The sequence below is a fragment of the Alishewanella sp. d11 genome, assembly GCF_049390205.1.
GTDB lineage: Bacteria > Pseudomonadota > Gammaproteobacteria > Enterobacterales > Alteromonadaceae > Alishewanella.
The window spans coordinates 802,738-825,626 of the sequence record NZ_CP186547.1; the positions used below are offsets into that span (position 1 = coordinate 802,738).

Below are 22,889 nucleotides of genomic sequence, written 5' to 3' on the forward strand. Positions count from 1 at the left end.
TTACATTATAACCCAAACAACGCTGGTAAAAACTCACTAATGGCAGGTATGTAGGTCACCAACATTAGTACCACAAACATAGCCAAATAAAGCGGCATCATCGGTTTGATGATGGCTTCGATGCGGGTTTTAGCAATAGCACAACTGACAAAAAGCACACTGCCCACCGGGGGTGAAACTAAACCAATCGATAAATTCAACACCATCATGATGCCAAAATGCAGCGGACTCATACCCAACTCAACCGCCACAGGTAAAAAAATTGGAGTAAAGATCAATACAGCAGGCGTCATATCCATAAAAGCACCTACCAACAGCAAGATCAGGTTAATCATTAACAATATAAGCAGCGGGTTTTCGCTTAAGGTCAACATAGCAGCACTAATGGTTTGCGGGATTTGCTCGTAGGATAAAATCCAAGACATCGCTGAAGACGTGGCAATCAACGCCAGCACTATCGCTGTCGTTTCTGCCGCCTTCATCATAATGCCAGATAATTCAGACACTTTGACTTCACGATAAATGCCGACGGCAAGAATCAACGAATACAACACCGCGATGGCACCCGCCTCCGTCGCAGTGAAAATTCCACCAATAATGCCGCCGATCACCAAGAAAATCATAAATAAACTGGGCAAGGCCGCGCCCACTTTTTGAATAACCAATTTGAACGGTAAACGTGCACCTATCGGATAGCCCTTAATTTTGGCGTAACCGGCACACACAATCATTAGCGCAATCCCCAGTAAAATACCTGGCAGGTAACCGGCTACAAAGAGCGCAGCAATAGATACACCGCCACTGGCAATGGCATAAACGATTAAAATATTACTGGGTGGGATCAACATACCTGTTGTTGCCGCTGCCGCCGTTACTGCCGCACTATAATTCACATCGTAGCCCTGTTTTTTCATCTCGGGCAGCATAAAACTGCCAATGGCCGAGGTGGCGGCAACAGCAGAACCAGAAATAGCGCCAAAAAACATACAAGACACGACGTTCACCAGAGCCAAGCCACCTGGCAGCATGCCAATAAGTGCCATAGCACATTCAATAAGTCGTTTGGCAATACCACCTCGGCCCATAATAAGCCCAGATAAAATAAAAAACGGTATGGCCAGTAACGCAAAGCTATTAATACCGCCCGCCATCCGCTGTGCCATAGTGGTGACCGCTGGCACAAAATCAATACTGACCAACATGGTGGCGAGGGTCGCTAAACCGATTGAAAAGGTAATAGGTACATTCAGTAGCAGTAGTCCAAAGAACACCACTAATAACACAAGAATTGATAGTTCCATTAATGCAGCCCCTCAACCGTTGGCATTGTCTGGTTGGTACTTAGGTAATAAAGTTGGCAGCAGCCGTAGAACGCAATAATGCTGCCAGAGAAAGGAATAATCAGGTAGATATAGGCCATACGAATCCCCAAGGCGGCAGACATTTGATTCAACTCAAAAGTTAACGCCACCAGATTACCGCCACCAATCACCATCACAGCGAGCGCAAAAATAACCACTGCCAGACTGACCAACATGGCTAAGCGTTGTCGGTTTCGCGTATTAAAACGCTGAGTAACGATATCTAGGCCTAAATGCACACCGGTGCGATAAGCTAACGCCGCACCTAGCATGCCAATCCAAATCAATAAGCATCGTGATAACTCTTCCGTTATCGAACTCGGCGAATTCAGTAGATACCGCGATATGACTTGCCAACTCACCACCAACACGATGCTGAGCATAAAAGCAGCAAGAGTCCATTTTAGTGCGCTGTCAATTCGAGAAATAAGCTTATTCATTGGTGCGCTCCTGTTGAGGTTTAGCCGCATTTTCGCTTAGCGCAGCGATACCTTGTAATAACGGACCAATTTGAGTTTGCAGCATGTCTTGGTAAAAAGGCGCGACCGCTTCACGAAAGGGCGTTTTGTCAGGGTAGATCACTTCAACGCCCGCCGCTTTAACTGCAGCAAGTGCCTCTTCAGAGGCTTGATGCCAAGCGAGCTTTTGATAATCAATAGAGTCATTCGCCGCTTGCTGCAGCCACTGCTGCTGTTGCGGGGTTAAGTCACGCCAGACACTCAAACTCATAATCAGCACATCGGGTACAGCAGTATGCTCATCTAGGGTGTAATATTGACTTAGCTCATAATGGCGAGATAAATAAAAGCTCGGTGGATTATTTTCGGCACCATCTACCACGCCTTGTTGAATAGCCGTATAAAGCTCACCCCAATCGATTGGGGTTGCCGCGCCGCCTAGGGCTTCCACCATTTTTACCGCTGTTTGACTATTCATCACCCGAAACTTTTTGCCTTTAAGATCCGCAGGCGTTTCAATTCGGGTGTTACTGGAATAAAAACTGCGGCTACCCGCATCGTAATAACCTAAACCAAATAAGCGCGCCACCTCGATCTCTTTTAATAAGCCTTTACCAATGTCACTATCAAGGACCCGCCAAAAGTGCGCGTTATCATCAAAAATATAGGGAATACTGAAGACTTGCATTGCGGGGACAAAACCTTCTAACGGACTTGCCGATACCTTGGTCATGGCCAGACTACCAATTTGCAGCAATTCTACCAACTCACGTTCATTACCCAGCTGACCACCACTGTAGATATCGATGCGCATACTGCCAGCAGAATAGTGCTCTAGCCGCTCCCCCATCAGTGCCATGGCTTTATGCACCACATGCTCCTGATCCAGTGTATGGGCCAGCCTAAGCACTTTTACATCTTGCTCAACCTGACAGCCGCTGCTTAAAGTCGCAGCAAATCCCAGCAGCACGGCACACATAACCGACCAGCGCTTTCGTAAATATTTCATATTGTTACCCTGTTCTTAGTCTTGCTACCGCCGGCTTTATTCTCTGTAAAACTCAACGGTAAAAGACAGTTAGTTAGCGCATGGCACTCGCTGGGAATTTATCCATATCATGATAATCAAGGTTTTCACCCGCCATGCCCCAGATAAAGGCGTAGTTACTGGTACCACAACCACTGTGGATAGACCACGCTGGCGATACCACTGCTTGCTCATTGGCTACCCAGATATGCCGCGTTTGCTGCGGCTGTCCCATAAAATGGCAGACCCCCTGCTCTTCAGCTAAATCAAAGTAAAAATAAGCCTCCATCCGGCGATCATGCTGGTGCGCCGGCATAGTATTCCAAACACTCCCCGGCTTCAGTACCGTTAAGCCCATCTGCAACTGACAGGTTTCTACCACATCGTTAATCATTAGCTGATGAATGGCACGTTCGTTAGACGTAGCGGCTGAGCCCATTTGCAGCACAGTACATTTGTCCATCGTTAGATGTTTGGTCGGATAGCTATGGTGGGCCGGGGCGGAATTTAAATAAAACTTGGCCGGTGTGGCGCTGTCGCTACTATGGAAGCTGATATCTTTTGCGCCCATCCCCACATAAAGCGCTTCTTTGTTGTGCAGCACATACTCTGTTCCATCAACCGATACTGTTCCGCTGCCCCCAACGTTAATAACGCCCAGCTCACGCCGCTGTAAGAAATACGCTGCTTTTAGCGCCTCTACCGTGGTCAGTTGCACTGGTGCTTGCACAGGTACGGCACTGCCTACAATCACCCGTTCATAATGGGTGTAGCACAGCACTAACTTGTCGGCTTGCATCAGGTTATCCACCAAAAAATGCTGTCGTAGCTGTTCGGTATCGTATTTTTTTACGTCATCCGGATGGGTTGGATAACGGCTTTCATAAATAACGGTCATAGTGAAGTCCTTGCAAAATAAGTTTGTTAGTCTAATCGCTTAACGCGCCAGCCAGCCGCCATCGACAGCTAACACGTGGCCGTTGACATAGTCACTGGCACTGGAAGCTAAAAATACCGCCGCGCCAGCTAAATCCTCTGGCTCCCCCCAGCGATTAGCGGGGATCCGCGCTAAAATAGCACTGTTGCGCTGCTCATCCGCCTGTAAGGCTGCGGTGTTATCGGTTCGAAAATAGCCAGGCGCAATCGCATTGACCTGAATATTATGCTGCGCCCATTCATTGGCGAGGGCTTTGGTCACACCGGCAATAGCATGTTTACTGGCCGTGTATGCAGGGACTGTAATACCGCCACTGTAGGAGAGCATAGAAGCGATATTAATAATCTTACCGCTGCGGCGTTTAATCATCTCAGCACCGATTATTTGTGCTAACAAAAAGGCCGCATCGAGATTCACGGCAATCACTTTATGCCATTCTGCCATCGGAAACTCATGCGCTGGGGCCCTAAAAATTGTGCCACCACAATTGACCAAAATATCGACACTGCCTAATGCAAGCGCCTGCTCCGCTAAGTGTCGAACCGAATGCTCATCGGCCAGATCGGCGACCAACTCTTGTGCTATGCCACCCGCAGCGATAATGCTGTCTACCGTAGCTTGCGCGCCTCCGAGCCGTGAGCAGGAACACAGCACTTTGGCGCCTTTTGCCGCTAACGCCATCGCAATGGCCTTGCCCAAGCCTCTGCTTGCACCGGTAACCAAAGCAGTTTTACCTGCCACTGAAAATAAATCTGTCATCTTTTACTCCTGTAAGCCGCCATCACTGACATTTTTTGTCACTCTTTGCCGCCAGTCATTCGCTTAAGCGACCTTCAAAACTGTTCAAATATGGAACAGAAACCATTCTAGGAAAACAACCAAAACTAACAAATTTAAATACTTAGGTTATTTTGATTAATTTCTTCATTACCAATTAGTGATTTAATTTACATCATTAATTGACAGAATTTAGTACTTGATGGTAGCTTTTTGCCATCGGTGGCAAAAAATTGCAAGCTTTTTTTGCCACCGGTGGACAAAGAAAACAATATAACAACGACATAACAATGTCGACGCATTCTCAACAGGGGAGCAAACTACTTGCTCCTGATTTAGGCAAATTAGTCAGCGTGATTTTTCTGGTAACAGATTAACGCTCAGGACAAGGTGAACATCATGGCAAATCGCAGCTTTCATCAACATGCTAACAGCATTTTTCGCCCATCAAAGCTCTGTAGGGCTTTGACACTAGCCGGCCTCGCTTCTTTGCTAAGCACCCAAGCGTTGGCGCAAACCGAACCAACGCCGACAACCGAACAAGAAGCAGAAGAACAAATTGAAGTTATCTCTATTGTTGGTAGCTTCCGTGGCAGTTTGGCAAGCGCACTCAATCAAAAACGCTTTGAAACAGGTGCAACTGACACCATCAAAGCCGAGGATATCGCAGACTTCCCAGATTTAAACCTAGCAGAATCACTGCAGCGTATTCCTGGTGTTGCTATTAGCCGCGTTGCCGGTGAAGGCCGACAAATTTCGGTACGTGGTTTAGGGCCAGATTTTACCCGTGTGCGCATCAACGGTATGGAAGCCCAGTCGACTAGCGGCGGCACCGATGCGGTTGGCGGTGCTAACCGTGGTCGCGGTTTTGACTTTAATACTTTTTCCTCCGATTTGTTCAGCGAACTGACTGTACGAAAGACCGCTTCGGCCAATGTTGAAGAAGGTTCTTTAGGCGCTACTGTGGATTTACGCACGGCTCGGCCTTTTGACTATGATGGCTTGACCTTTGCCGCTAACCTGCAAGCTGGTTATAACGATAAATCGGAAGAGGTTGATCCCAAAGGCTCATTTTTATTTAGCAATATTAATGAAGACCGTACTTTCGGTTATTTAATCTCAGCAGCCTTTTCCGAGCGCAATATTCTCGATGAAGGCTTTTCGACTGTGCGCTGGAATAATGTTAATGACTTTGGTCGCTATCGTGGACAAACCACAGGACCAGAGTTGCAAGCCATTAATGATAGCTTCCGTCCACGTTTACCGCGTTATGACTCTTACGTGCATAATGTAAAACGCACCGGTTTGGCTACCGCTTTAGAATATCGTCCAAGTATGGAAACACGGTTTAATTTAGATGTTTTATATTCTAAAGATGATTCAACTCGGCAAGAAGCCTTTATGCAAGGCATCCTAAATGGCAATAGCCAAACAGCTGCGATGAATGTGCTAGATTATGAAATTGATAATACCAATACCGTAACCTATGCCTCTTTTGAAAATGCGCTAATTCGCAATGAACTGCGCTACGATGAGCTGTCTACCGAGTTTTTGCAATTCACCCTAAGTGGCCAACATCAGTTTACTGATAACTTAAAAATGGATGTAATGGCTGGTCGAGCTAATTCAGAATTCGACAACCCCATTCAAACCACTGTCGTAATGCAAAAAGGTGGGCAGGATTTTAGCTATGACTATCGCGGTGGCAAACGTCAGAATCCAGAGCTGCTGTTTGGTGCCGGAGTATTTGATCCGAATGGTTGGACGACAAATAGTGTACGTTTACGCCCACTTGGTGCAGAAAATACCTTCGACAATGCAGCTATTAATTTGGAATATATCCTCAGTGACGCTTTAACACTGCGCAGCGGCCTACACTACAAAAATTTCCAGTTTGAAACGCGGGAAGCACGTCGCGCTAGAGAAGATGCGGCAGGTGTAGTGATGAGCGCCAACTTAATAAGACAATATGCCGCGGGTGTGGGGCCTTACGCTAATTGGTTAGTCCCTGATCTAGCAGCAATTGATGCGGCTTATGATATCTACAGCAATACCGGTGTTTTTGCGGTAAGTACGGATAATCGTCGGGTCGATAACTATTCGGCAGAAGAGCAAACGCTGGGTGCCTACATTCAACTAGCCTTTGATACGCAATTGGGCGAAACCGGTTTTCGCGGCGATGTGGGTGGCCGTTTTGTGAAAACAGATCAATCGTCCACAGCGTGGGCTTCCTTGGGTGGCACACAGCAACTCATCACAGCAGAGCACGACTATCGAGAGTTTTTACCCTCGCTAAACTTAGTGTTCGAGCCAATGGATGATGTGATTATTCGCTTAGGTTATGCAGAAGTCTTAGCACGTGCCGGTCTTGGCAGTATTCGCCCTAATGTTTCGGTATCAGTTTCTGGTGGTGCACGTTCCATTAGCGGCGGCAATCCAACACTGGAACCGACCAAAGCCAAAACCTATGATTTGGGCCTAGAGCTGTATTTTGATAATGAGTCTTTACTGGGCGTTGCTTTATTCCGCAAAGATATCGATAGCTACGTACAAGGTTTAAGTGAAACGAAAATCTTTACCGAAACCGGTTTACCTATTCAAGCCGCTATAGATGCTTGTACTGCAGGTCCAGGCTATGGCCCAGATTGTAACGAAAATATCGAATGGCAAACCAACACGCCATTAAATGGTCCTGGTGGAGATCTGTATGGCTTTGAAGTGCAATATCAAATGCCATTTACCTTCTTACCGGAATTTTGGAATCGCTTTGGCTTTATTGGTAATTACACCTACGTTAAAGCACAGATGGACTATGTGAATAATACAGGGGTAGTGCTAGCGACTCGTGATTTACAAGGGCTCTCTGAAGCAACTAAAAGTGCTACCTTGTATTACGAAGATGAAAAATTTGCCGCTCGCATATCGTTAGCCGATCGTTCTGATTATTTAACAAATGCTATTGGTCGCGACAATAATATTTCGGAAGGCACTAACGCTACTCGAAATATCGATGCATCAATGTCTTATCAACTGAATGATAACTGGAAACTGACCTTCGAAGCACTCAACCTGACGGATGAAGTCGATGATCAGTGGGTAGATGCGAGTGGTAATCGCTTGACCTATTACCATGCAACGGGACGCCAGTACTATTTAGGCGCCCAGTATAAGTTCTAACAGTTAGCAGCGGCTGTTTTTTAATACAGCCGCTTTTTTATCTGTCATGTGCTGATGACAAGAACACAAAGTGCCGAGGATGGCACTTTATTCAAGCTAGGATAGCAAGATTCTTAACAGGGTTATTATTGTGAATATGCGTATTTCTCAAACTCTTCCCATTATTACGCTGAGCAGTGTGTTGTTAGCATGTGGCCAGCCGCAGCCGCCTGAGGCTAGCAACCAAACGGATTCCTACCAAACTAAGATCACTCAGATTGCCACTATTGAAGTAAGCAACCCGTCTGAGTTTGCTCGAACGCAACAACCCCTTTTTTTCAGCTACCATGATTTAGGGTTAACCGCTGCGCAAGCGCAAAACCTCGTCGCCCGCATTAATAACAGCCTTGTGCCTTCTCAGCATATTGATCGTAACGGCGATGGTGATAAAGATACGTTATTGGTCAGTCTAGACTTAGCGGCTACACAGCGAGTAAAGCTCAATATCGCTGCTGATGCAGCGGCTTTTGCTCAGCAAAGCTGGCCAGTAAGAACGCAAGCGGAAATCTCGCATAAAGTCGGCGGTGAGTGGCAAGAAGCCAAATATGTTGGTGGGACTTTTCAAAATGTCAAAACCTTAACCCCGCCTGCACAGTATACCGATCATTCAGAATGGATCCGCTATGAGGGTCCAGGTATCGAATCGGATAAAGTGGGTTATCGAATTTATCTTGATTGGCGCAATGGCTTTGATATTTTTGGTAAGAAAACCCCTGATATGGTTTTGCAACAAATAGGGCAAGACGGTTATCAGTCTTACCATGCCATGGCCGACTGGGGCATGGATATTTTAAAAGTGGGCCGATCGCTGGGTGCAGGAGGCTACGGTTACTGGGATGGCCAGCAAGTCCAACTGGTATCGCAATTAGCGCAACACACCGCCACAGTAACCAATAATGGCCCACTGTATTCAGCCTTGCAAATAACCTATCAAGACTGGCAAATTGCCGGTAAAACCTTAACCCTGCAAGCAGACTTGTCGATGACGGCAGCCAGCCGCTTGGTGAATACTCGCCTAACTTTGTCTGATGAACTGGATAACTTGGCGATTGGCTTTGTTAAACATCCCGATACCACGCTCATTCAAGGTAATATTGATATCACTGGACATGCTTGGACCTACATTGCTAGCTGGGGCAAACAAAGCTTATCCTCGCCAGACAGCAATTTAGGTATGGCAGTGATCTTTAAACGTAATGCTTTACAGCAAGTTACCGCAGATGAAAACAGTCAAGTTGCCGTGTTACGCCCTGCTGGCAAAGCCTTGGAATACTATTTCTTAGCTGCTTGGGATGGTGAAAAAGACGGTATTCAAACCCAGGCTGACTTTGTCGCCTATTTAGAACAGCAAGTAGAAGCCTTAACCTTAACCCCGAGAATGCGCTTTGACACTGCAGCAACGGCAAGTGCATTAGCAGAGCCTTTAACCGCCGAGCGGGCGTTGTATTGGGCAGAACAACTGGCTGCCAGTGAAATGATTCGTCAAACCCCTTATTACGTTTATGGTGGTTGGGATTATGAACGTAGTAGACCGGCAACCTTTGAGTACACCACTGGGTTACTGTTACAAGCTTATGATGACTTATTACAACTTAGACCTAACCCAGCTTGGCAACAAGTAATTAGCGAGGTAGTGAATTCTTTTGTTACTACAGACGGAGATATTCATACCTACGATATTAAAAAATATAATATTGATAGCCTGAATACCGGCAATATGTTGTTGCGTGATTATTTACGTAATCCGACTGAGCCAGCACGCAAAGCACTCGCCTTGCTAAGACAGCAAATTACCGAGCATCCCCGCACTGCTGGCGGCGCGTTCTGGCATAAGAAAATCTATCCGCACCAATTATGGTTAGATGGGGTTTATATGGGCATGCCGTTTTATGCTTTCTATACCACAGAGTTTGAAAATGGCGCGGGATTACCTGAGGTATTAAAAGAATTTAAATTGACCAGACAGATCTTAAGAGATCCCAAAACAGGGCTTTATTTTCATGCCTGGGATGAGTCTAAACAAATGAATTGGGCTGACAAAGAAACGGGCTTATCACCGCATTTTTGGAGCCGAGGTCAAGGCTGGTTAAGTATGGCTTTGGTGGATGTACTGGATTATATCCCCGCAGAGCAAACTGAGCTGCGTCAACCTTTACTCGAAATGATTACAGAGTTAGCCGATGCCCTGCAGCGCTACCAAGATGCGAGTGGTACTTGGTATCAAATTTTAGATATGCCCGAGGCGCCAGGCAATTATTTAGAGTCTTCTGGCACGGCGATGTATGCTTATTTCTTAGCGAAAGCGGTGAACAAAGGTTACTTACCGCCAAGCTACAAGGAGACCGCAATTAAGGCATTTAATGGGTTATTAAAAGAGTTTGTCTTAGTACACCCAGACAATACCATTAGCTTGATCAATACCGTACAGGTTGCAGGTTTAGGCTTTGGTCGCGACGGTAGCTACCGCTATTACATGAGTGAGCCACTGTTTCGTAATGATGCCAAAGCCAACGGACCTTTTATTATGGCAGCAGTCCAGGTTGCGATCTTACTCGGCTATCAAACACCCTAAAGCAGTCAGGGTTACTGTCCCTGGGGATGGGAGGTTCTAACCTCTCCAGTAGTTTGAGCCGACAATCGTCGGCTCTTTTTTTAACTCCAGCTTGAATTTTATTACTCGTGTATGACTTACTCATACTTTGGATAACTTATGCTTCGCTCTCTATTTTTGTTGCTGTGCTTTGCCATGCCACTCTATGCTAAAGACGTCATTCGTTTAAGCGTTGCTCTAGAAGGCCCCGCTGATTTTCGCAGTATCCAAGCCGCTTTAAACAGCTTACCAGACAATAATCAACAAGCCATTATTAGCATTGCACCAGGCCTATACCAAGAAAAGCTCTATCTTAGCCGCAATAAGGTTGCGCTGATCGGTAGTGGCCGCGACCAAACTATCATCATGATCGCAGAATTGCGTCAGAACTGGTTAAAACACCATCCCAATGATTGGGGTAGCGCGGTAGTAAATATCCGCGCCAGCGATATTGCCCTACTCAGCCTCACCGTACATAACAGCTATGGCGAACTCACCGGCGATAATGAACATCAATTTGCTATCCGCGGTTTTGAAACGGCCACTCGGATTATCACAGACGACTGTGCCGTGATTGCGGGCGGCGCTGATACGTTGAGCCTTTGGAATAAAGATGATGGTATGTATTATCATCGTAACTGCTATTTTGAAGGTCATACTGACATGGTGTGTCCGCGCGGTTGGGCCTTCTTTACCGATAGCACCTTTATGAATAAAAAAGCCTATGCCACGCTCTGGCACGATGGCGAAAGGGCTGAATCGCAAAAAATGGTGGTGCGTAACTCACACTTTGATGGCGTTCCCGGTTTTATGTTGGGTAGACGCCATTATGATGCGCAATTTTACCTGATTGATAATACGTACAGTCGCAATATGGCAGACACCCCCATCTTTCGGCATACCTACCCTACAGAGCCCGAACGCAACCAAGCCAATTTATGGGGTGACCGCTATTACTTCAGTCATCAAGATAGTAATAATAGTATTTATCCTTGGCTTGCCAGCAACTTAGCGAAACACCCACAGGCCCTAAGCGCCGAGCATATTACCGCGCAATGGACCTTTGCCGGTCGCTGGGATCCCGAAGCGGAGCTGGCACAACTCTACCTATTATTGGAGCAAAAGTGATGTTTAAACTAAAGATATGTTTTATCGCTATGCTGAGTGTCTTGCTGTTGACGACTGCGCTTAAAGCAGAACAGGCTATATCATCGAATTTGCCTAAAGCACGCTTACACCTCGTCGGTGACTCCACCATGTCTGACAAAGCTGAATTAGCCTATCCAGAAAGGGGCTGGGGACAACTGTTACCGCATTTTATGTTACCGCAATTGACGATTGTCAATCATGCCGCAAATGGCCGCAGCACACGGCGTTTTTTAACTGAAGGACGCTGGCAATTGTTACTGAGTGAACTTCGCGCTGGAGATTATGTGTTGATCCAGTTTGGCCACAACGATCAGAAACAGGATGATCCGCTGCGTTATGCCGCCGCAGAAGGTGACTATCAGGCTTTTCTGCATCGCTTCATCCAAGACATTCAGGCACGTCAAGCCATTCCCTTGCTCGCGAGTTCAATTTGTCGCCGCAACTTTAACGACGACGGCACGCTCAAGCGTGATCTCGCCGCTTATGCACGTGCAGCTGCGCAAGTGGCTAAAAAAGCCGAGGTCGCATTTTTTGATTTACAGCAACTCAGCTGTGAGTTTATTGAGCAACAAGGTCCTATAGCCAGCCAGCCTTATTTTATCCAAGTGCCAGCAGGACTGTATGCGAAGTTTCCTGAGGGTAAAATCGATAACACCCATCTAACCCTGCAAGGTGCCAGCAAAATAGCCCAATTCTTCGTGCGCGATCTTAAAGCACAACAACACCCGCTGGCCGCTTATATTTATCAGGAGTTGCTTTGATAAAAAGGCTAGCGCTAACTGACTTCTGCAGAAGGTGGCCAGCAAGCATAAAAAAACCGACGTTAACGTCGGTTTTTTGTTAAGACAACCTTTGCCACAATAAGCAGGTTATTCAGGCGCTTTTGACACACCCACCATCGCAGGACGCAGCAAACGACCATTTAATTCATAACCTTTTTGCATCACAAAGGTCACGGTATTCGGCGGCACATCTGCCGATGGCTGGATACTCATAGCCTGGTGTTGCTCTGGATTAAACGGTTGACCCGCCGGATCAATTTGCACCACACCGTACTTGGCGACAGTATCTAAAAAGCTCTTCATGGTGAGCTCAACCCCTTCGATAACCCCTTTAAAGGCTTCATCTTCACGGTTGATAAAGGATAAAGCGCGCTCTAGGTTATCGACCACAGGCAATAAGTCACCGGCAAACTTTTCCAGTGCAAATTTATGGGCCTTTTCCACATCCATGCTGGCACGACGACGGGCGTTTTCCGCATCCGCCTTTATGCGCAACATTAATTCGTGTTGATCAGCCAGCTGGCCTTGGCTTTTTGCCAATTCTTCTTCCAATTTAGCAATGATACTTTGCTCAGAAGACAGCTCTACTGTATCGGCATTGGTGTCGCCGGCGGCTGCATTGAGTTCCTCTACAGGTTCAGAAGGCTTATTTTGCTCAGTCATTGTTACAATACTCCAATTAATGTAGGGGTATTATGGGGATCAATTTTTTCGATTCAAGTTTAAATTTAACTTAGCCGCACAGGATTCAACCAAAGGGATTAATTGAGCGTAATTCATCCGCCGCGGCCCCAGTAAAGCAATAAAACGGTGCGGCAAAAGTTGATAACTTTGGGCAATTACACTTAATTGTGCTAACTCCACAAAACCCGACTCTTTGCCCAAAATCAGCTTGGGTTTATCATCCTGAGTAACGGCTTGCAGCAACTGGATTAACCCGGCTGGGTGCTCCAGCATTTGTACCACTTGCTGTAAGGCTGGATTAGTTTGGTAATCTGGCGTCAGTAATAATTGGTGCTGTCCGAAAATCAGCGGCTGATGTTGTAAAAACTCGTCTAAGTTAAGTTGGCCGAGTACTTTACTGATGAGCATCTGGCTTAAACCCGTTTCCGTTTTCAACATATTGCCTAAACGGGCAATGCCATCTTGCCACTGATCACCCGCTAAAGCGGCATTAAGTAAACACAGTACTTTACTTAGTGTTGCGGTATCAATGCTTTGTTCACAACTTAGCACCCGATGCAAAATATCACCGTCTTCATCAATCACAACCAGCAGTAAGCGGTCACTAGCCAAACGCACTAAATCGATTTGCCGCACTTCCCTACCCGCCGCTTTCGGCGCGCTGACGATGGCGACACACCCGGTTAAATTGGCTAATAACTGCCCCGCCTGTTGGCATAACAATGAAATGGGCAAGGTCGGCACCAAGCGCGTATTTAACTCACGTTGCCACTTTTCTGTCAGCGGATCTAATTGCAGCATTTTATCGATAAATAAACGAATACCGGCTGTAGTCGGGATTCTGCCGGCGGAAGTATGCGGCGAGCGAATCAAGCCCATTTGTTCTAACTGCACCATGGTATTTCGGACAGTAGCTGAACTGACAGCCAGTGCGTGATGCTCTGAAATCAGTTTTGAAGAGACAGGCTGACCATCTAACAGATACTGTTCGACAATCAGTTTTAAAATTAACTCTGTCCTGCTAAGTGCCTCTACCATCAAATTTTCTCAAAAAGTTAGTCTATTCAGAGATGGGGCTTATTCTAATTAATTCAAGTAGGCATTTTATAGTTAGGCTCGCTGCCCTATACTGCGCAAGACGACAAAAGGAACACGCTAACTATGAGCTATGCATTTAACAAAATTGGTCTTATTGGTAAACCTCATCATGCTGGCGCGAATCAAACATTAGCAAGCTTATATCACTTTTTGCAACAACTCGGTTTAAGCGTCTATGTTGAGGAGCGGGTAGCGCAGAGCTTAGCGCTCGCCGGTGCTGAAGTTATGGACTTAGTCGAGCTTGGTAAAACCTGCGATCTGGCGATCGTGGTGGGTGGTGATGGCAATATGCTAGGGGCAGCTCGAGTGTTAGCGCGTTTTGATGTGGCAGTGCTTGGCGTAAACCGCGGCAATTTAGGCTTTTTAACCGACTTAGCCCCCGAAAACTTTCAACAACCGTTAAAAGACGTTTTGGCAGGTAACTTTGTTACGGAAAAACGTAATTTATTAGAGATTTCCGTGCATCGACATGGCAGCATCAAAAGCAGCAATAGTGCGGTAAATGAAGCGGTATTGCATGCCGATAAAGTGGCGCATATGATTGAGTTCGAAGCCTATATCAATAACGAATTTGTGTACAGTCAACGCTCTGATGGGTTAATTATCAGTACGCCAACCGGCTCCACCGCCTATTCCTTATCCGGCGGAGGCCCTATTCTGACACCAGACTTAGATGCCATGAGTTTGGTGCCGATGTTTCCACATACCCTCAGCAGCAGGCCGCTGGTCGTGTCAGGCAATAGCGAAATCCGCTTAAAGGTGGCAGATACCAACGATGCCCATTTGCAGATCAGCTGTGACAGCCATGTGATCCTCGCGGTTATGCCTGGCGATGATATTTATATTCGTAAACACCCCAATCCATTGCGACTGGTGCACCCGCCAGGCTATAGCTATTACCATGTCTTACGGAATAAATTAGGTTGGGGCAGTAAGTTGTACTAATTTTTTTCAAGCCTGCTTGCAAAAGCCCTAATTACTGTATAAATTTACACTGTAACTATAACCAGTATTCGGAGCAGGTGTATGCTGAGTCATCTTCATATCAGTAATTTTGCCATAGTGCGGGCGCTAGAAATTGATTGGGCTGCCGGCATGTCGACTATTACCGGTGAAACAGGTGCCGGTAAATCCATCGCTATCGATGCCCTGGCCCTGTGCTTGGGTGAGCGAGCAGACGCCAATGTCGTCAGACCTGGAGCAGAAAAAGCCGATGTGGTCGCCACCTTTGACATAAGTAAACTGGCTACTGCAAAAGACTGGCTGCAACAGCAAGACTTACTGATGGGCAATGAATGTATTGTCAGAAGAGTAGTTAGCGCCGAGGGACGTTCCCGTGGTTATATAAATGGTGTACAGGTACCCGCGCAGCAACTGAAACAACTCGGGCAGTATCTTTTAGCTATCCATGGCCAGCATGCCCACCAATTATTACAAAAAGCGGAGTATCAACGGCAGCTTCTGGACGCCTACACTGCACAACCCGAATTACTGCAGCAAACAAAACAAAGTTATCGCTACTGGCAGCAGCTGCAAAAGGAATATCTAGAGCTGCAACAATCGCAACAGCAACGTGATGCACAACGTCAGCTTTTAGAATATCAAGTCGCCGAGTTAGATCAGTTTGCGCCGCAAGTCGACGAATTCCAACAACTGGAAATCGAGCATAGTCGATTAAGTCATGGCAATACCCTACTGACGCAAAGTCAAGCCTGCCTGCTACAACTCTATGATGGCGATGATCATACTATTTACCGAGCGTTATCCCAGGTTAGCCAGCAATTAGAACAATTAGTCTGTTTAGATCCTGCACTAAAAGAGGTGCAGCAAATGCTCAATGACGCCTTAATGCAAACCGAAGAAGCCAGCCGTGAGTTACGCCGTTATGCCGATAAAGTTGAACTAGACCCTGAACGCTTGCAATGGATCGATGAACGGCTTGGGTTATGGTTAAACTTAGCGCGTAAACATCAAGTTAGCTTTGAAGAATTACCTAATCTGCATGCACAGTTAGCCCAACAATTGGCGCAGCTAACGGATTCAGATAGTCGGTTAAACGAACTGCAACTTGCTATCACGCAAGCAGAAAAAGCTTATCAAATCGCCGCAACTAAGCTTACAGATGCCAGAAAAGAAGCCGCTATCGAGTTAAGTTCGCTCATTGCACATAATATGCATGAGCTGAGCATGGCCAATGCCCGTTTTGCCATTAATGTGCAAAGCCAAGCACTGGCGTTTGCTAATGCACATGGTCTCGATCTAGTGAGTTTCGAGGTGTCGACCAATCCTGGCCAACCGCTGCAAGCCTTAAGTAAAGTGGCTTCAGGTGGCGAGTTATCTCGCATCAGTTTAGCCATTCAAGTGATCTTAGCGGATAAAATCACCACGCCTACCCTCATTTTTGATGAAGTAGACGTTGGCATCAGTGGGCCTGTTGCTGCAGGTGTTGGTCGTTTATTACGGCAACTTGGCCAAAGTACACAAATAATCTGTGTCACGCATTTACCACAGGTTGCCAGCCAAGGTCATCAACAATTATTTGTAGAAAAATATACCGATGGACAAGCGACCGAAACCCGTATGCGACAACTGCAAGATGAAGAGCGTATTCAAGAAATCGCCCGGTTATTAGCGGGTGAAAATATCAGTGCTAACGCCTTGGCTAATGCGCGGGAACTTTTATGTTCACCTATAGTCTGAAACAAGGTTTTTCAGGAGGGCGATCATAGGGTATGATGGCACTATTCACATAAGCATTGATACTTAACTTGATGACATCTATGAAAGCAGTAATAAAGAGTTTAATTTTTATCGTCGTACTTGGCTCAATGAGCGCTTGTAGTAACTGGGTTTACCGCATCGATATACCACAAGGTAACTTTTTAGAACAAAAAGATGTCGATAAACTGCGTATTGCCATGACCAAAGAGCAAGTGATTTTTGTGTTGGGTAATCCTGTGGCCGCAAATCCATTTGATAACGATACATGGCATTATTTTTATGCCTTAAAAAGTGGCCGTGGCAATGATTTTGAGAAACGCTTAGTGGTGCAATTTCAAGATGGTCGTTTAAGCGATATTAGTGGTGATTTTGCGAAAAGCGCCGATTTTGATAAGCCTTTAGATATCTAAGCTCAGCATTATCGATTCGTCTGTCTAGCGTCAAGTTTCATTGGCGCTAGACAGAAACATTAAAGTTAGACACTTTTCCGTACTGTAATCTAACTAATCAGTTAATTTGTCTTCTGTTGTAGCATCATGCGTCGCCCTTAGCTCATTAGGCCTGCCACCCGTTGTTTTATCTGCTCTACCCTCTTCCTTGGCTTTTTCGGCACGACGACGGCGTAAATCTTTAGGATCAGCAATTAAAGGCCGATAAATCTCAATCCGATCCCCCTCTTTGAGGCTGTCACCTAGTTTCACCGGACGACTCCAGATCCCAACTTTTTGATTGGCTAAATCAATAGTAGGAAACTGCTGCAAAATTCCAGACTGCCGGATAACTTGCTCGACACTTGCGGTACGGCTCACTGACAAGGTTAGCAATGCTTGGCGCTCTGGCAAGGCGTAAGCCACCTCAACCGTAATTTTGTCATTAACCGCCTCACCGGCACTGCTATTAACCATAAACCTGTTTTGCCCTTTCAGTAAATGCATTCACCATCGCCGCAGTAAGCTCTTGAAAGATTTTGCCAAACGCAAACTGCACTATACGATTCGAAAATTCAAACTCTAACTGCAAAATGACTTTACACGCTTGTTCATTTAACGGCCGAAACTGCCAACCACCACGCAAATACTTAAAAGGCCCATCAATAAGCTGCATATCAATCCGTTGATAAGGCACTAAAAAGTTACGCGTGGTAAAAGATTGGCCAATACCTGCCTTGGAAACGTGCAACTTTGCCACCATTTCTTGCGCAGAATGGCTAACAATTGTTGCAGCCGTACAACCTGGCAAAAATTGCGGATAGTCTGGCACACCGTTTACGAGGTCAAACATCTGTTGCGCGCTGTAAAAAACCAAGGCACTGCGCTCAATTTGTGGCATACTCACTCCCCTTACATCAGGCTGCAGATTGTAACAGAAGAACACGGAGCAACAAAGTTGCACAGTGCCGCAGCTAACGCATACCGATAGATTAAGCTCGCTTGTCAGCTTTTAAAAAAGTGAATTATGAGTAAAAAACAAACGAACAAAAAGCAAAACAGCACCATTGCTTTAAACAGAAAAGCCCGTCATGAATATTTTCTGGAAGATCGCTTTGAAGCAGGTATCAGTCTTCAAGGCTGGGAAGTGAAAAGTATTCGCTTGGGCAAAGTGAATCTATCCGATTCCTATGTCGTGATTAACGATGGCCAAGCCTATCTGTTTGGTGCGCAAATTCAACCGTTAAACAGCGCGTCGACCCACGTGATTTGCGATCCAGAACGCAGCCGTAAGCTACTATTGCACAAACGCGAATTAGACAAACTGATTGGCGCCAAAGAACGTGACGGTTACACCTTAATTGCAACAGCTATGTATTGGAAAGCCTGCTGGGTAAAACTGGAATTTCATCTGGCAAAAGGTAAAAAGAGCTTTGATAAGCGTGACGATATTAAAGATCGCGATTGGTCACGCGAGAAAGAGCGCATGATGAAACACTCCAAACGCTAATATTGCTATCGACAGACACTTGCACATTGTTTATGCAGCCAGTTGAAAGCCACTGGCTATTTGCTTACTGGCAGCGTACAATACGGTTTCACTCAAGGTGTAAGTGATTTACCTCAGAATTCGGGGCTGATTCTGGATTCGACGGGATTCACGAAATCTTAGGTGCATGCCGAGGTGCGGTAGGCCTCGTAAAAAAGCCGCAAACTAATAGTCGCAAACGACGAAAACTACGCAATCGCTGCCTAATAAGCAGTAGATAGCTCTTCCCCTCACGCATGCCTGTAAGCTGAGACCCTGGAAGATCACCCCTAACAGGATCGCATGGCGGCTTTGTCCGGAGCCAAGATGCTAAAACCAATCGGACTCGCCCGACGATAGCCTGCCAGCCGGCGCTCATAGGGTTAACTAAACGACTGGATAAGCATGTAGTACCGACGACGTAGGTTTTTCGGACGCGGGTTCAACTCCCGCCAGCTCCACCACATAACAAAGGCCAGCAGCAATGCTGGCCTTTTGTTTTTCAAAATAAAAAACTTAAATGATCCTTTTGCGATGGAACTATGTAGTTAAGCATTGTCTAACACGCTTTGCATACTGCTGTTGCTGGTCTTTTTTTTCGTATAACAGGGCGTTGATAGACGAATGGCCAATATCAGTCAATACACTACAGTTAATTAGCAGGTTTAGCATGGATTCTCTGTCACAAATTGCTCTAGGATCTGCCGTCGCGGTTGCCGTGATGGGAAAGCATACCTCGGTTCGAAAAGCTGCACTCTGGGGCGCAGTCGCAGGGACCTTACCTGATTTAGATGTCTTTATTGATTACGGTGATGATCTTAGCAATATGGTGCAGCATCGCGGCTTTACTCATTCTTTGTTGTATCTGAGTTTATTGGCGCCTTTTCTCACACTCTTGGTGTGTAAAATTCACCGAGAAATGCCAAACTTTGCCCGCTGGCTGTTAGCCATTTGGCTGGTGCTTTTTACCCATCCCTTACTGGATACCATGACCATTTATGGCACCCAACTGTTACAACCTTTTAGTAGTTACCCTTTTGGTATTGGCAGCCTGTTTATCATTGATCCTTTATATACTTTGCCACTGCTGATTGGGCTGGTTTGGGTGCTTATTAAGGGTAGGCGGTCGCTTGCGGCTAATACCGCAGGCTTAACGTTATCTTGTTGCTATTTACTGTGGAGTGTCGCAGCCCAGCAGCATGTTATACAAAATGCGGAAAAACAATTAGCCGCCACCGATTATCATCAGGTGTTAGTAACCCCCACTGCAATGAATACCTTGCTATGGCGGGTTCTTGTGATGACTGATACCGCCTATTACGAAGGCTTTTACTCTATTTTTGACAAAAATACCGAGATAATCTTTCAGGCCTATCCTTTAGATCCGCAATTGTACCGCCAGTACCAGTTACATCCCGATGTGCAAACCTTAGCAGCCTTTACCCATGGCTTTTATGCACTTAGCCAACAACAAGAGCAAGTCGTGGTCACGGATCTACGGATGGGGCAACAACAAAACTATGCCTTTAGTTTTATTGTCCCCCAGCAGGCTGAGTTGCATACAGAACGCTTACCCAGAGCACTGGATTTAGGCGATACCTTAGGTTGGGTTTGGCGCACACTGCGCGGCCAGCATGCCACTGGCCCTAACCAATTACCTCATAGCCTGACCAGTCAGGTACCTGCGGTTGATTGCCACCACCTGGCACCAGCGCAATGTAATAGCCATTAACGCTATCCAGTTGCAGGCAATTATCCAGCTCTAACAAGTCATCTTTATGTTGGCTATCGGCATCGGTTAGCAGTAGCTTTTTCGCACGCGCTTTTGCCTCTGCTGCTGAACTTGCCACACAGAGCATAAATTCATGTTGCTCGGCTATTTTACCTGGGTAGTAACCGCCAAAATTAACAAAATACAACTGGTGTTGTTGCTCTGGCCGTTCGGTGACCAACTTTAGCTGATAGCCATCAATGGCCTTGAGTTCTAAATAACTGTCTAAATGTAACCCTTTTACCTGCCCAAACCATTGCGCTCTTAGCTGTGGGTAAGTATCCGTAATGGTTTCTCCAACTACGAAACGCACATCATGCAACTCAATATTGGCGCCAGCTGCGCTACCGCCAAGATACACCATAAATAATTTCATACACTTCCTGTTATAGCGACGTAAAATACGACTGTTACAACCTGACACTTAAGCCATCGGTTAAGGCGCGTCGATAGGCAGCAAAAGCTGGGATACACGCCAACACCGCCGTGGCCAGCAAAATTGCTCCCGCCCAGTATAAGGTTTGCAGGCTAAAGGGGTTGATGCTGATAAAGAGCCCATAGCTTGCGGCCAAGGTATCCTGAATCGCCCACAGGCTCAATACCAAGAAAACTGCGGCTGCGACCATCGAAAGCAGGGTTAACAACAACACTTCCAGTTGGATTAACCAAAATAAGTACCAAGGACTCGCCCCCACAGCTCTTAAAATAGCCACTTCACGCTGCCGCTCGCGCATAGAGGCTAATAGCGTCGTCATCATTCCCACTAAGCCTGCTATTAATACCAGCAAGGTAATCAGCAATAACAAGTTTTCGACCATTCCGAGCATTTGCCACAGCTCTGCCAAAGCGACGCCGGGTAAAATTGCGGACAACGGCTCGCCACGAAACTCATTGATTTGCCGCTGCACCACAAAGGTGGCCATCCGTGAGTTCAACCCGACCATAAAGGCCGTAATGGCTTTTGGGGTTAAATCCATTTCCAACGCTTGCTCAGCACTCACCTTACGTCCTGGTATAGGCGCGCCTTGCTGCCAGTCAATGTGGATGGCTTCAATGCCTTCTAAACTGACATGCACCGTTTGATCAACGGGTGTCCCCGTTGGCGCCAAAATACCCGTTACGGTAAAGGGTTTATCTTTGTGTTCTGAAAAACTAACAGCACCTATACCATGGGCCAAGATAATCTCTTGCCCCAAGCTGTAGCCAAGTTGTTTTGCGACTTCGGCCCCCAGCACGGCATCATAAACACCAGCAAAAGGAGCGCCTTGAGCAAATTGCAGGTTTTGCTGATTGGCATAGCGATAATGTTCAAAATAACTTTGGTTGGTACCAAGAACCCGATAACCGCGATGTGAATCGCCTAGCGATAACGGAATAGTCCAAGCGATTTGGGGGTGTTTAGCGATCCGCTCATAGGTTTGCCAGCTGACATTAGCGGTGGCATTACCAATGCGAAATACCGAGTACAGTAATAAATTTAACTGCCCAGAGCGGGCACCGACAATTAAATCTGTACCTGCTACGGTATTGGTAAAACTATTGCGCGCTTCTTTACGGAGATGATCAATCCCCAGTAATAACACTAAACTTATCGTTAATGACAGCAGTGTCATTAAGGCGGTGGCTTTTCGATTCCATAAACTCAGCCGGGCCAATTTCATTAACATGCCATTACTCCTTGCACTAAGTTGGCCATCTGTAATTCGTAGTTAAAATAGGATTTTAGCTGCTGATCATGGCTCACAAAAATCACCGTCGTACCACACTTATCCGCTTCGGCTAACAAAACCCGCATAAAGGCATCGCGATTATCGGCATCTAATGCCGAAGTAGGTTCATCAGCAATCAGTAAGGCTGGCTCGGTAAGTAAAGCACGGGCAATGGCCACTCGTTGCTGTTGTCCCACACTAAGTGCACTGGCCGGTTGCTGCCACAGTGATGCGGCTAAACCCAATGCCTCCAACAAAGCGGCGGCACGCTGCAGATGCGCTGAGTTTGGCTTTTTAGCAAAACTGGCTCGCAATAATACATTGTCTAACACGCTTAAGTAGGGAATTAAGTTAAGCTGCTGAAAGACAACCCCTATTTCTGCCGCTCGCAACTTATCGCGTTTCGCAGCACTTAGTTGATGCAGGGGTTGGCCTTGCACCCAAAGCTCCCCCTGATTAGGCCGAGTGATCCCAGCCAGTAAATTTAATAAGGTTGTTTTACCTGTGCCTGAGGCACCTCGGATAAATAGGTGCTGACCGTTTTCTAAACGCAGTGCCGGCAATGTTAACTGCCAATCATTAGGCCTATACCAGAAAGTAACAGCTTTGAGTTCAATAGCAGGATTTTTCGGCTTGGTGGTCACAGGTACTCC

21 protein-coding genes and 1 other RNA gene are annotated in these 22,889 nt (G+C 46.4%); 10 read left to right on the forward strand and 12 right to left on the reverse strand.

The genetic code is table 11. The features are described from left to right. Positions 1-5: 5 nt before the first annotated feature. The 5 genes from ACO1PK_RS03715 to ACO1PK_RS03735 all read right to left on the reverse strand — a co-directional run bounded on the left by ACO1PK_RS03715 (position 6) and on the right by ACO1PK_RS03735 (position 4,542). Positions 6-1,301: a TRAP transporter large permease gene (locus tag ACO1PK_RS03715; protein WP_423187327.1), complete on the reverse strand. Its 1,296-nt coding sequence runs from the start codon at positions 1,299-1,301 to the stop codon at positions 6-8. Next, positions 1,301-1,801: a TRAP transporter small permease gene (locus ACO1PK_RS03720; protein ID WP_423187328.1), complete on the reverse strand. Its 501-nt coding sequence runs from the start codon at positions 1,799-1,801 to the stop codon at positions 1,301-1,303. The genes ACO1PK_RS03715 and ACO1PK_RS03720 overlap by 1 nt, the downstream gene beginning before the upstream one ends. Beyond that, positions 1,794-2,828 carry a TRAP transporter substrate-binding protein gene (locus tag ACO1PK_RS03725; protein ID WP_423187329.1) on the reverse strand — a complete coding sequence of 345 codons (1,035 nt, stop codon included), beginning with the start codon at positions 2,826-2,828 and terminating at the stop codon, positions 1,794-1,796. The genes ACO1PK_RS03720 and ACO1PK_RS03725 overlap by 8 nt, the downstream gene beginning before the upstream one ends. Positions 2,829-2,901: 73 nt before the next feature. After that, positions 2,902-3,744, reverse strand: coding sequence for a 5-dehydro-4-deoxy-D-glucuronate isomerase (gene kduI, locus ACO1PK_RS03730; RefSeq protein ID WP_423187330.1), 843 nt, complete (start codon positions 3,742-3,744; stop codon positions 2,902-2,904). 39 nt (positions 3,745-3,783) lie between these two features. Further along, positions 3,784-4,542, reverse strand: coding sequence for an SDR family oxidoreductase (locus ACO1PK_RS03735; RefSeq protein ID WP_423187331.1), 759 nt, complete (start codon positions 4,540-4,542; stop codon positions 3,784-3,786). A gap of 417 nt (positions 4,543-4,959) precedes the next feature. Between ACO1PK_RS03735 and ACO1PK_RS03740 the strand changes: the two genes are divergently transcribed. The 4 genes from ACO1PK_RS03740 (at position 4,960) to ACO1PK_RS03755 (ending at position 12,276) form a co-directional block, all read left to right on the forward strand. Next, entirely contained in the window at positions 4,960-7,737 is a 2,778-nt protein-coding gene (locus ACO1PK_RS03740) for a TonB-dependent receptor (protein ID WP_423187332.1), read from the forward strand. 136 nt (positions 7,738-7,873) lie between these two features. Then, on the forward strand, positions 7,874-10,348 hold the full coding sequence (locus ACO1PK_RS03745) for a DUF4861 family protein (protein WP_423188164.1): 2,475 nt from the start codon (positions 7,874-7,876) through the stop codon (positions 10,346-10,348). Between the two features lie 138 nt (positions 10,349-10,486). After that, on the forward strand, positions 10,487-11,494 hold the full coding sequence (locus tag ACO1PK_RS03750; protein ID WP_423187333.1) for a pectinesterase family protein: 1,008 nt from the start codon (positions 10,487-10,489) through the stop codon (positions 11,492-11,494). Next, positions 11,494-12,276, forward strand: a complete 783-nt coding sequence (locus ACO1PK_RS03755; protein WP_423187334.1) for a rhamnogalacturonan acetylesterase — start codon at positions 11,494-11,496, stop codon at positions 12,274-12,276. The genes ACO1PK_RS03750 and ACO1PK_RS03755 overlap by 1 nt, the downstream gene beginning before the upstream one ends. Positions 12,277-12,384: 108 nt before the next feature. Here the strand turns inward: ACO1PK_RS03755 and grpE are convergent, their stop codons facing one another. Then, positions 12,385-12,960, reverse strand: coding sequence for a nucleotide exchange factor GrpE (grpE, locus tag ACO1PK_RS03760; protein WP_423187335.1), 576 nt, complete (start codon positions 12,958-12,960; stop codon positions 12,385-12,387). 39 nt (positions 12,961-12,999) lie between these two features. Continuing rightward, entirely contained in the window at positions 13,000-14,019 is a 1,020-nt protein-coding gene (gene hrcA, locus ACO1PK_RS03765) for a heat-inducible transcriptional repressor HrcA (RefSeq protein WP_423187336.1), read from the reverse strand. 123 nt (positions 14,020-14,142) lie between these two features. Between hrcA and nadK the strand changes: the two genes are divergently transcribed. From nadK to ACO1PK_RS03780, 3 genes are all read left to right on the forward strand, one after another. After that, positions 14,143-15,024, forward strand: coding sequence for an NAD(+) kinase (gene nadK, locus ACO1PK_RS03770; protein WP_423187337.1), 882 nt, complete (start codon positions 14,143-14,145; stop codon positions 15,022-15,024). Between the two features lie 81 nt (positions 15,025-15,105). After that, the gene (gene recN / locus ACO1PK_RS03775; RefSeq protein WP_423187338.1) at positions 15,106-16,779 is read left to right on the forward strand and encodes a DNA repair protein RecN; all 1,674 of its coding nucleotides are present in this window, start codon (positions 15,106-15,108) and stop codon (positions 16,777-16,779) included. A gap of 71 nt (positions 16,780-16,850) precedes the next feature. Beyond that, the gene (locus tag ACO1PK_RS03780; RefSeq protein ID WP_423187339.1) at positions 16,851-17,210 is read left to right on the forward strand and encodes an outer membrane protein assembly factor BamE; all 360 of its coding nucleotides are present in this window, start codon (positions 16,851-16,853) and stop codon (positions 17,208-17,210) included. 93 nt (positions 17,211-17,303) lie between these two features. Here ACO1PK_RS03780 and ACO1PK_RS03785 read toward each other — a convergent pair whose 3' ends face one another. Both ACO1PK_RS03785 and ACO1PK_RS03790 read right to left on the reverse strand, forming a co-directional pair. Next, on the reverse strand, positions 17,304-17,705 hold the full coding sequence (locus ACO1PK_RS03785) for an RnfH family protein (protein WP_423187340.1): 402 nt from the start codon (positions 17,703-17,705) through the stop codon (positions 17,304-17,306). Further along, positions 17,698-18,129, reverse strand: a complete 432-nt coding sequence (locus ACO1PK_RS03790) for a type II toxin-antitoxin system RatA family toxin (RefSeq protein WP_423187341.1) — start codon at positions 18,127-18,129, stop codon at positions 17,698-17,700. Before ACO1PK_RS03790 ends, ACO1PK_RS03785 begins: the two co-directional genes overlap by 8 nt. A gap of 126 nt (positions 18,130-18,255) precedes the next feature. On the opposite strand from ACO1PK_RS03790, the gene smpB reads away from it, so the two are divergent. The 3 genes from smpB to ACO1PK_RS03805 all read left to right on the forward strand — a co-directional run bounded on the left by smpB (position 18,256) and on the right by ACO1PK_RS03805 (position 20,488). Continuing rightward, the gene (gene smpB, locus ACO1PK_RS03795) at positions 18,256-18,738 is read left to right on the forward strand and encodes an SsrA-binding protein SmpB (protein WP_423187342.1); all 483 of its coding nucleotides are present in this window, start codon (positions 18,256-18,258) and stop codon (positions 18,736-18,738) included. Positions 18,739-18,860: 122 nt separating this feature from the next. Next, positions 18,861-19,220, forward strand: a transfer-messenger RNA (tmRNA) gene (ssrA, locus tag ACO1PK_RS03800). A gap of 206 nt (positions 19,221-19,426) precedes the next feature. Next, the gene (locus tag ACO1PK_RS03805) at positions 19,427-20,488 is read left to right on the forward strand and encodes a metal-dependent hydrolase (protein ID WP_423187343.1); all 1,062 of its coding nucleotides are present in this window, start codon (positions 19,427-19,429) and stop codon (positions 20,486-20,488) included. Here the strand turns inward: ACO1PK_RS03805 and ACO1PK_RS03810 are convergent. From ACO1PK_RS03810 to ACO1PK_RS03820, 3 genes are read right to left on the reverse strand one after another with little or no spacing between them, the layout of a single operon-like run. After that, positions 20,403-20,903 carry a DUF1543 domain-containing protein gene (locus ACO1PK_RS03810; RefSeq protein ID WP_423187344.1) on the reverse strand — a complete coding sequence of 167 codons (501 nt, stop codon included), beginning with the start codon at positions 20,901-20,903 and terminating at the stop codon, positions 20,403-20,405. The genes ACO1PK_RS03805 and ACO1PK_RS03810 overlap by 86 nt on opposite strands. A gap of 34 nt (positions 20,904-20,937) precedes the next feature. After that, positions 20,938-22,194, reverse strand: a complete 1,257-nt coding sequence (locus ACO1PK_RS03815) for an ABC transporter permease (RefSeq protein ID WP_423187345.1) — start codon at positions 22,192-22,194, stop codon at positions 20,938-20,940. Beyond that, positions 22,188-22,880, reverse strand: a complete 693-nt coding sequence (locus ACO1PK_RS03820) for an ABC transporter ATP-binding protein (protein WP_423187346.1) — start codon at positions 22,878-22,880, stop codon at positions 22,188-22,190. Before ACO1PK_RS03820 ends, ACO1PK_RS03815 begins: the two co-directional genes overlap by 7 nt. Positions 22,881-22,889 lie beyond the last annotated feature (9 nt).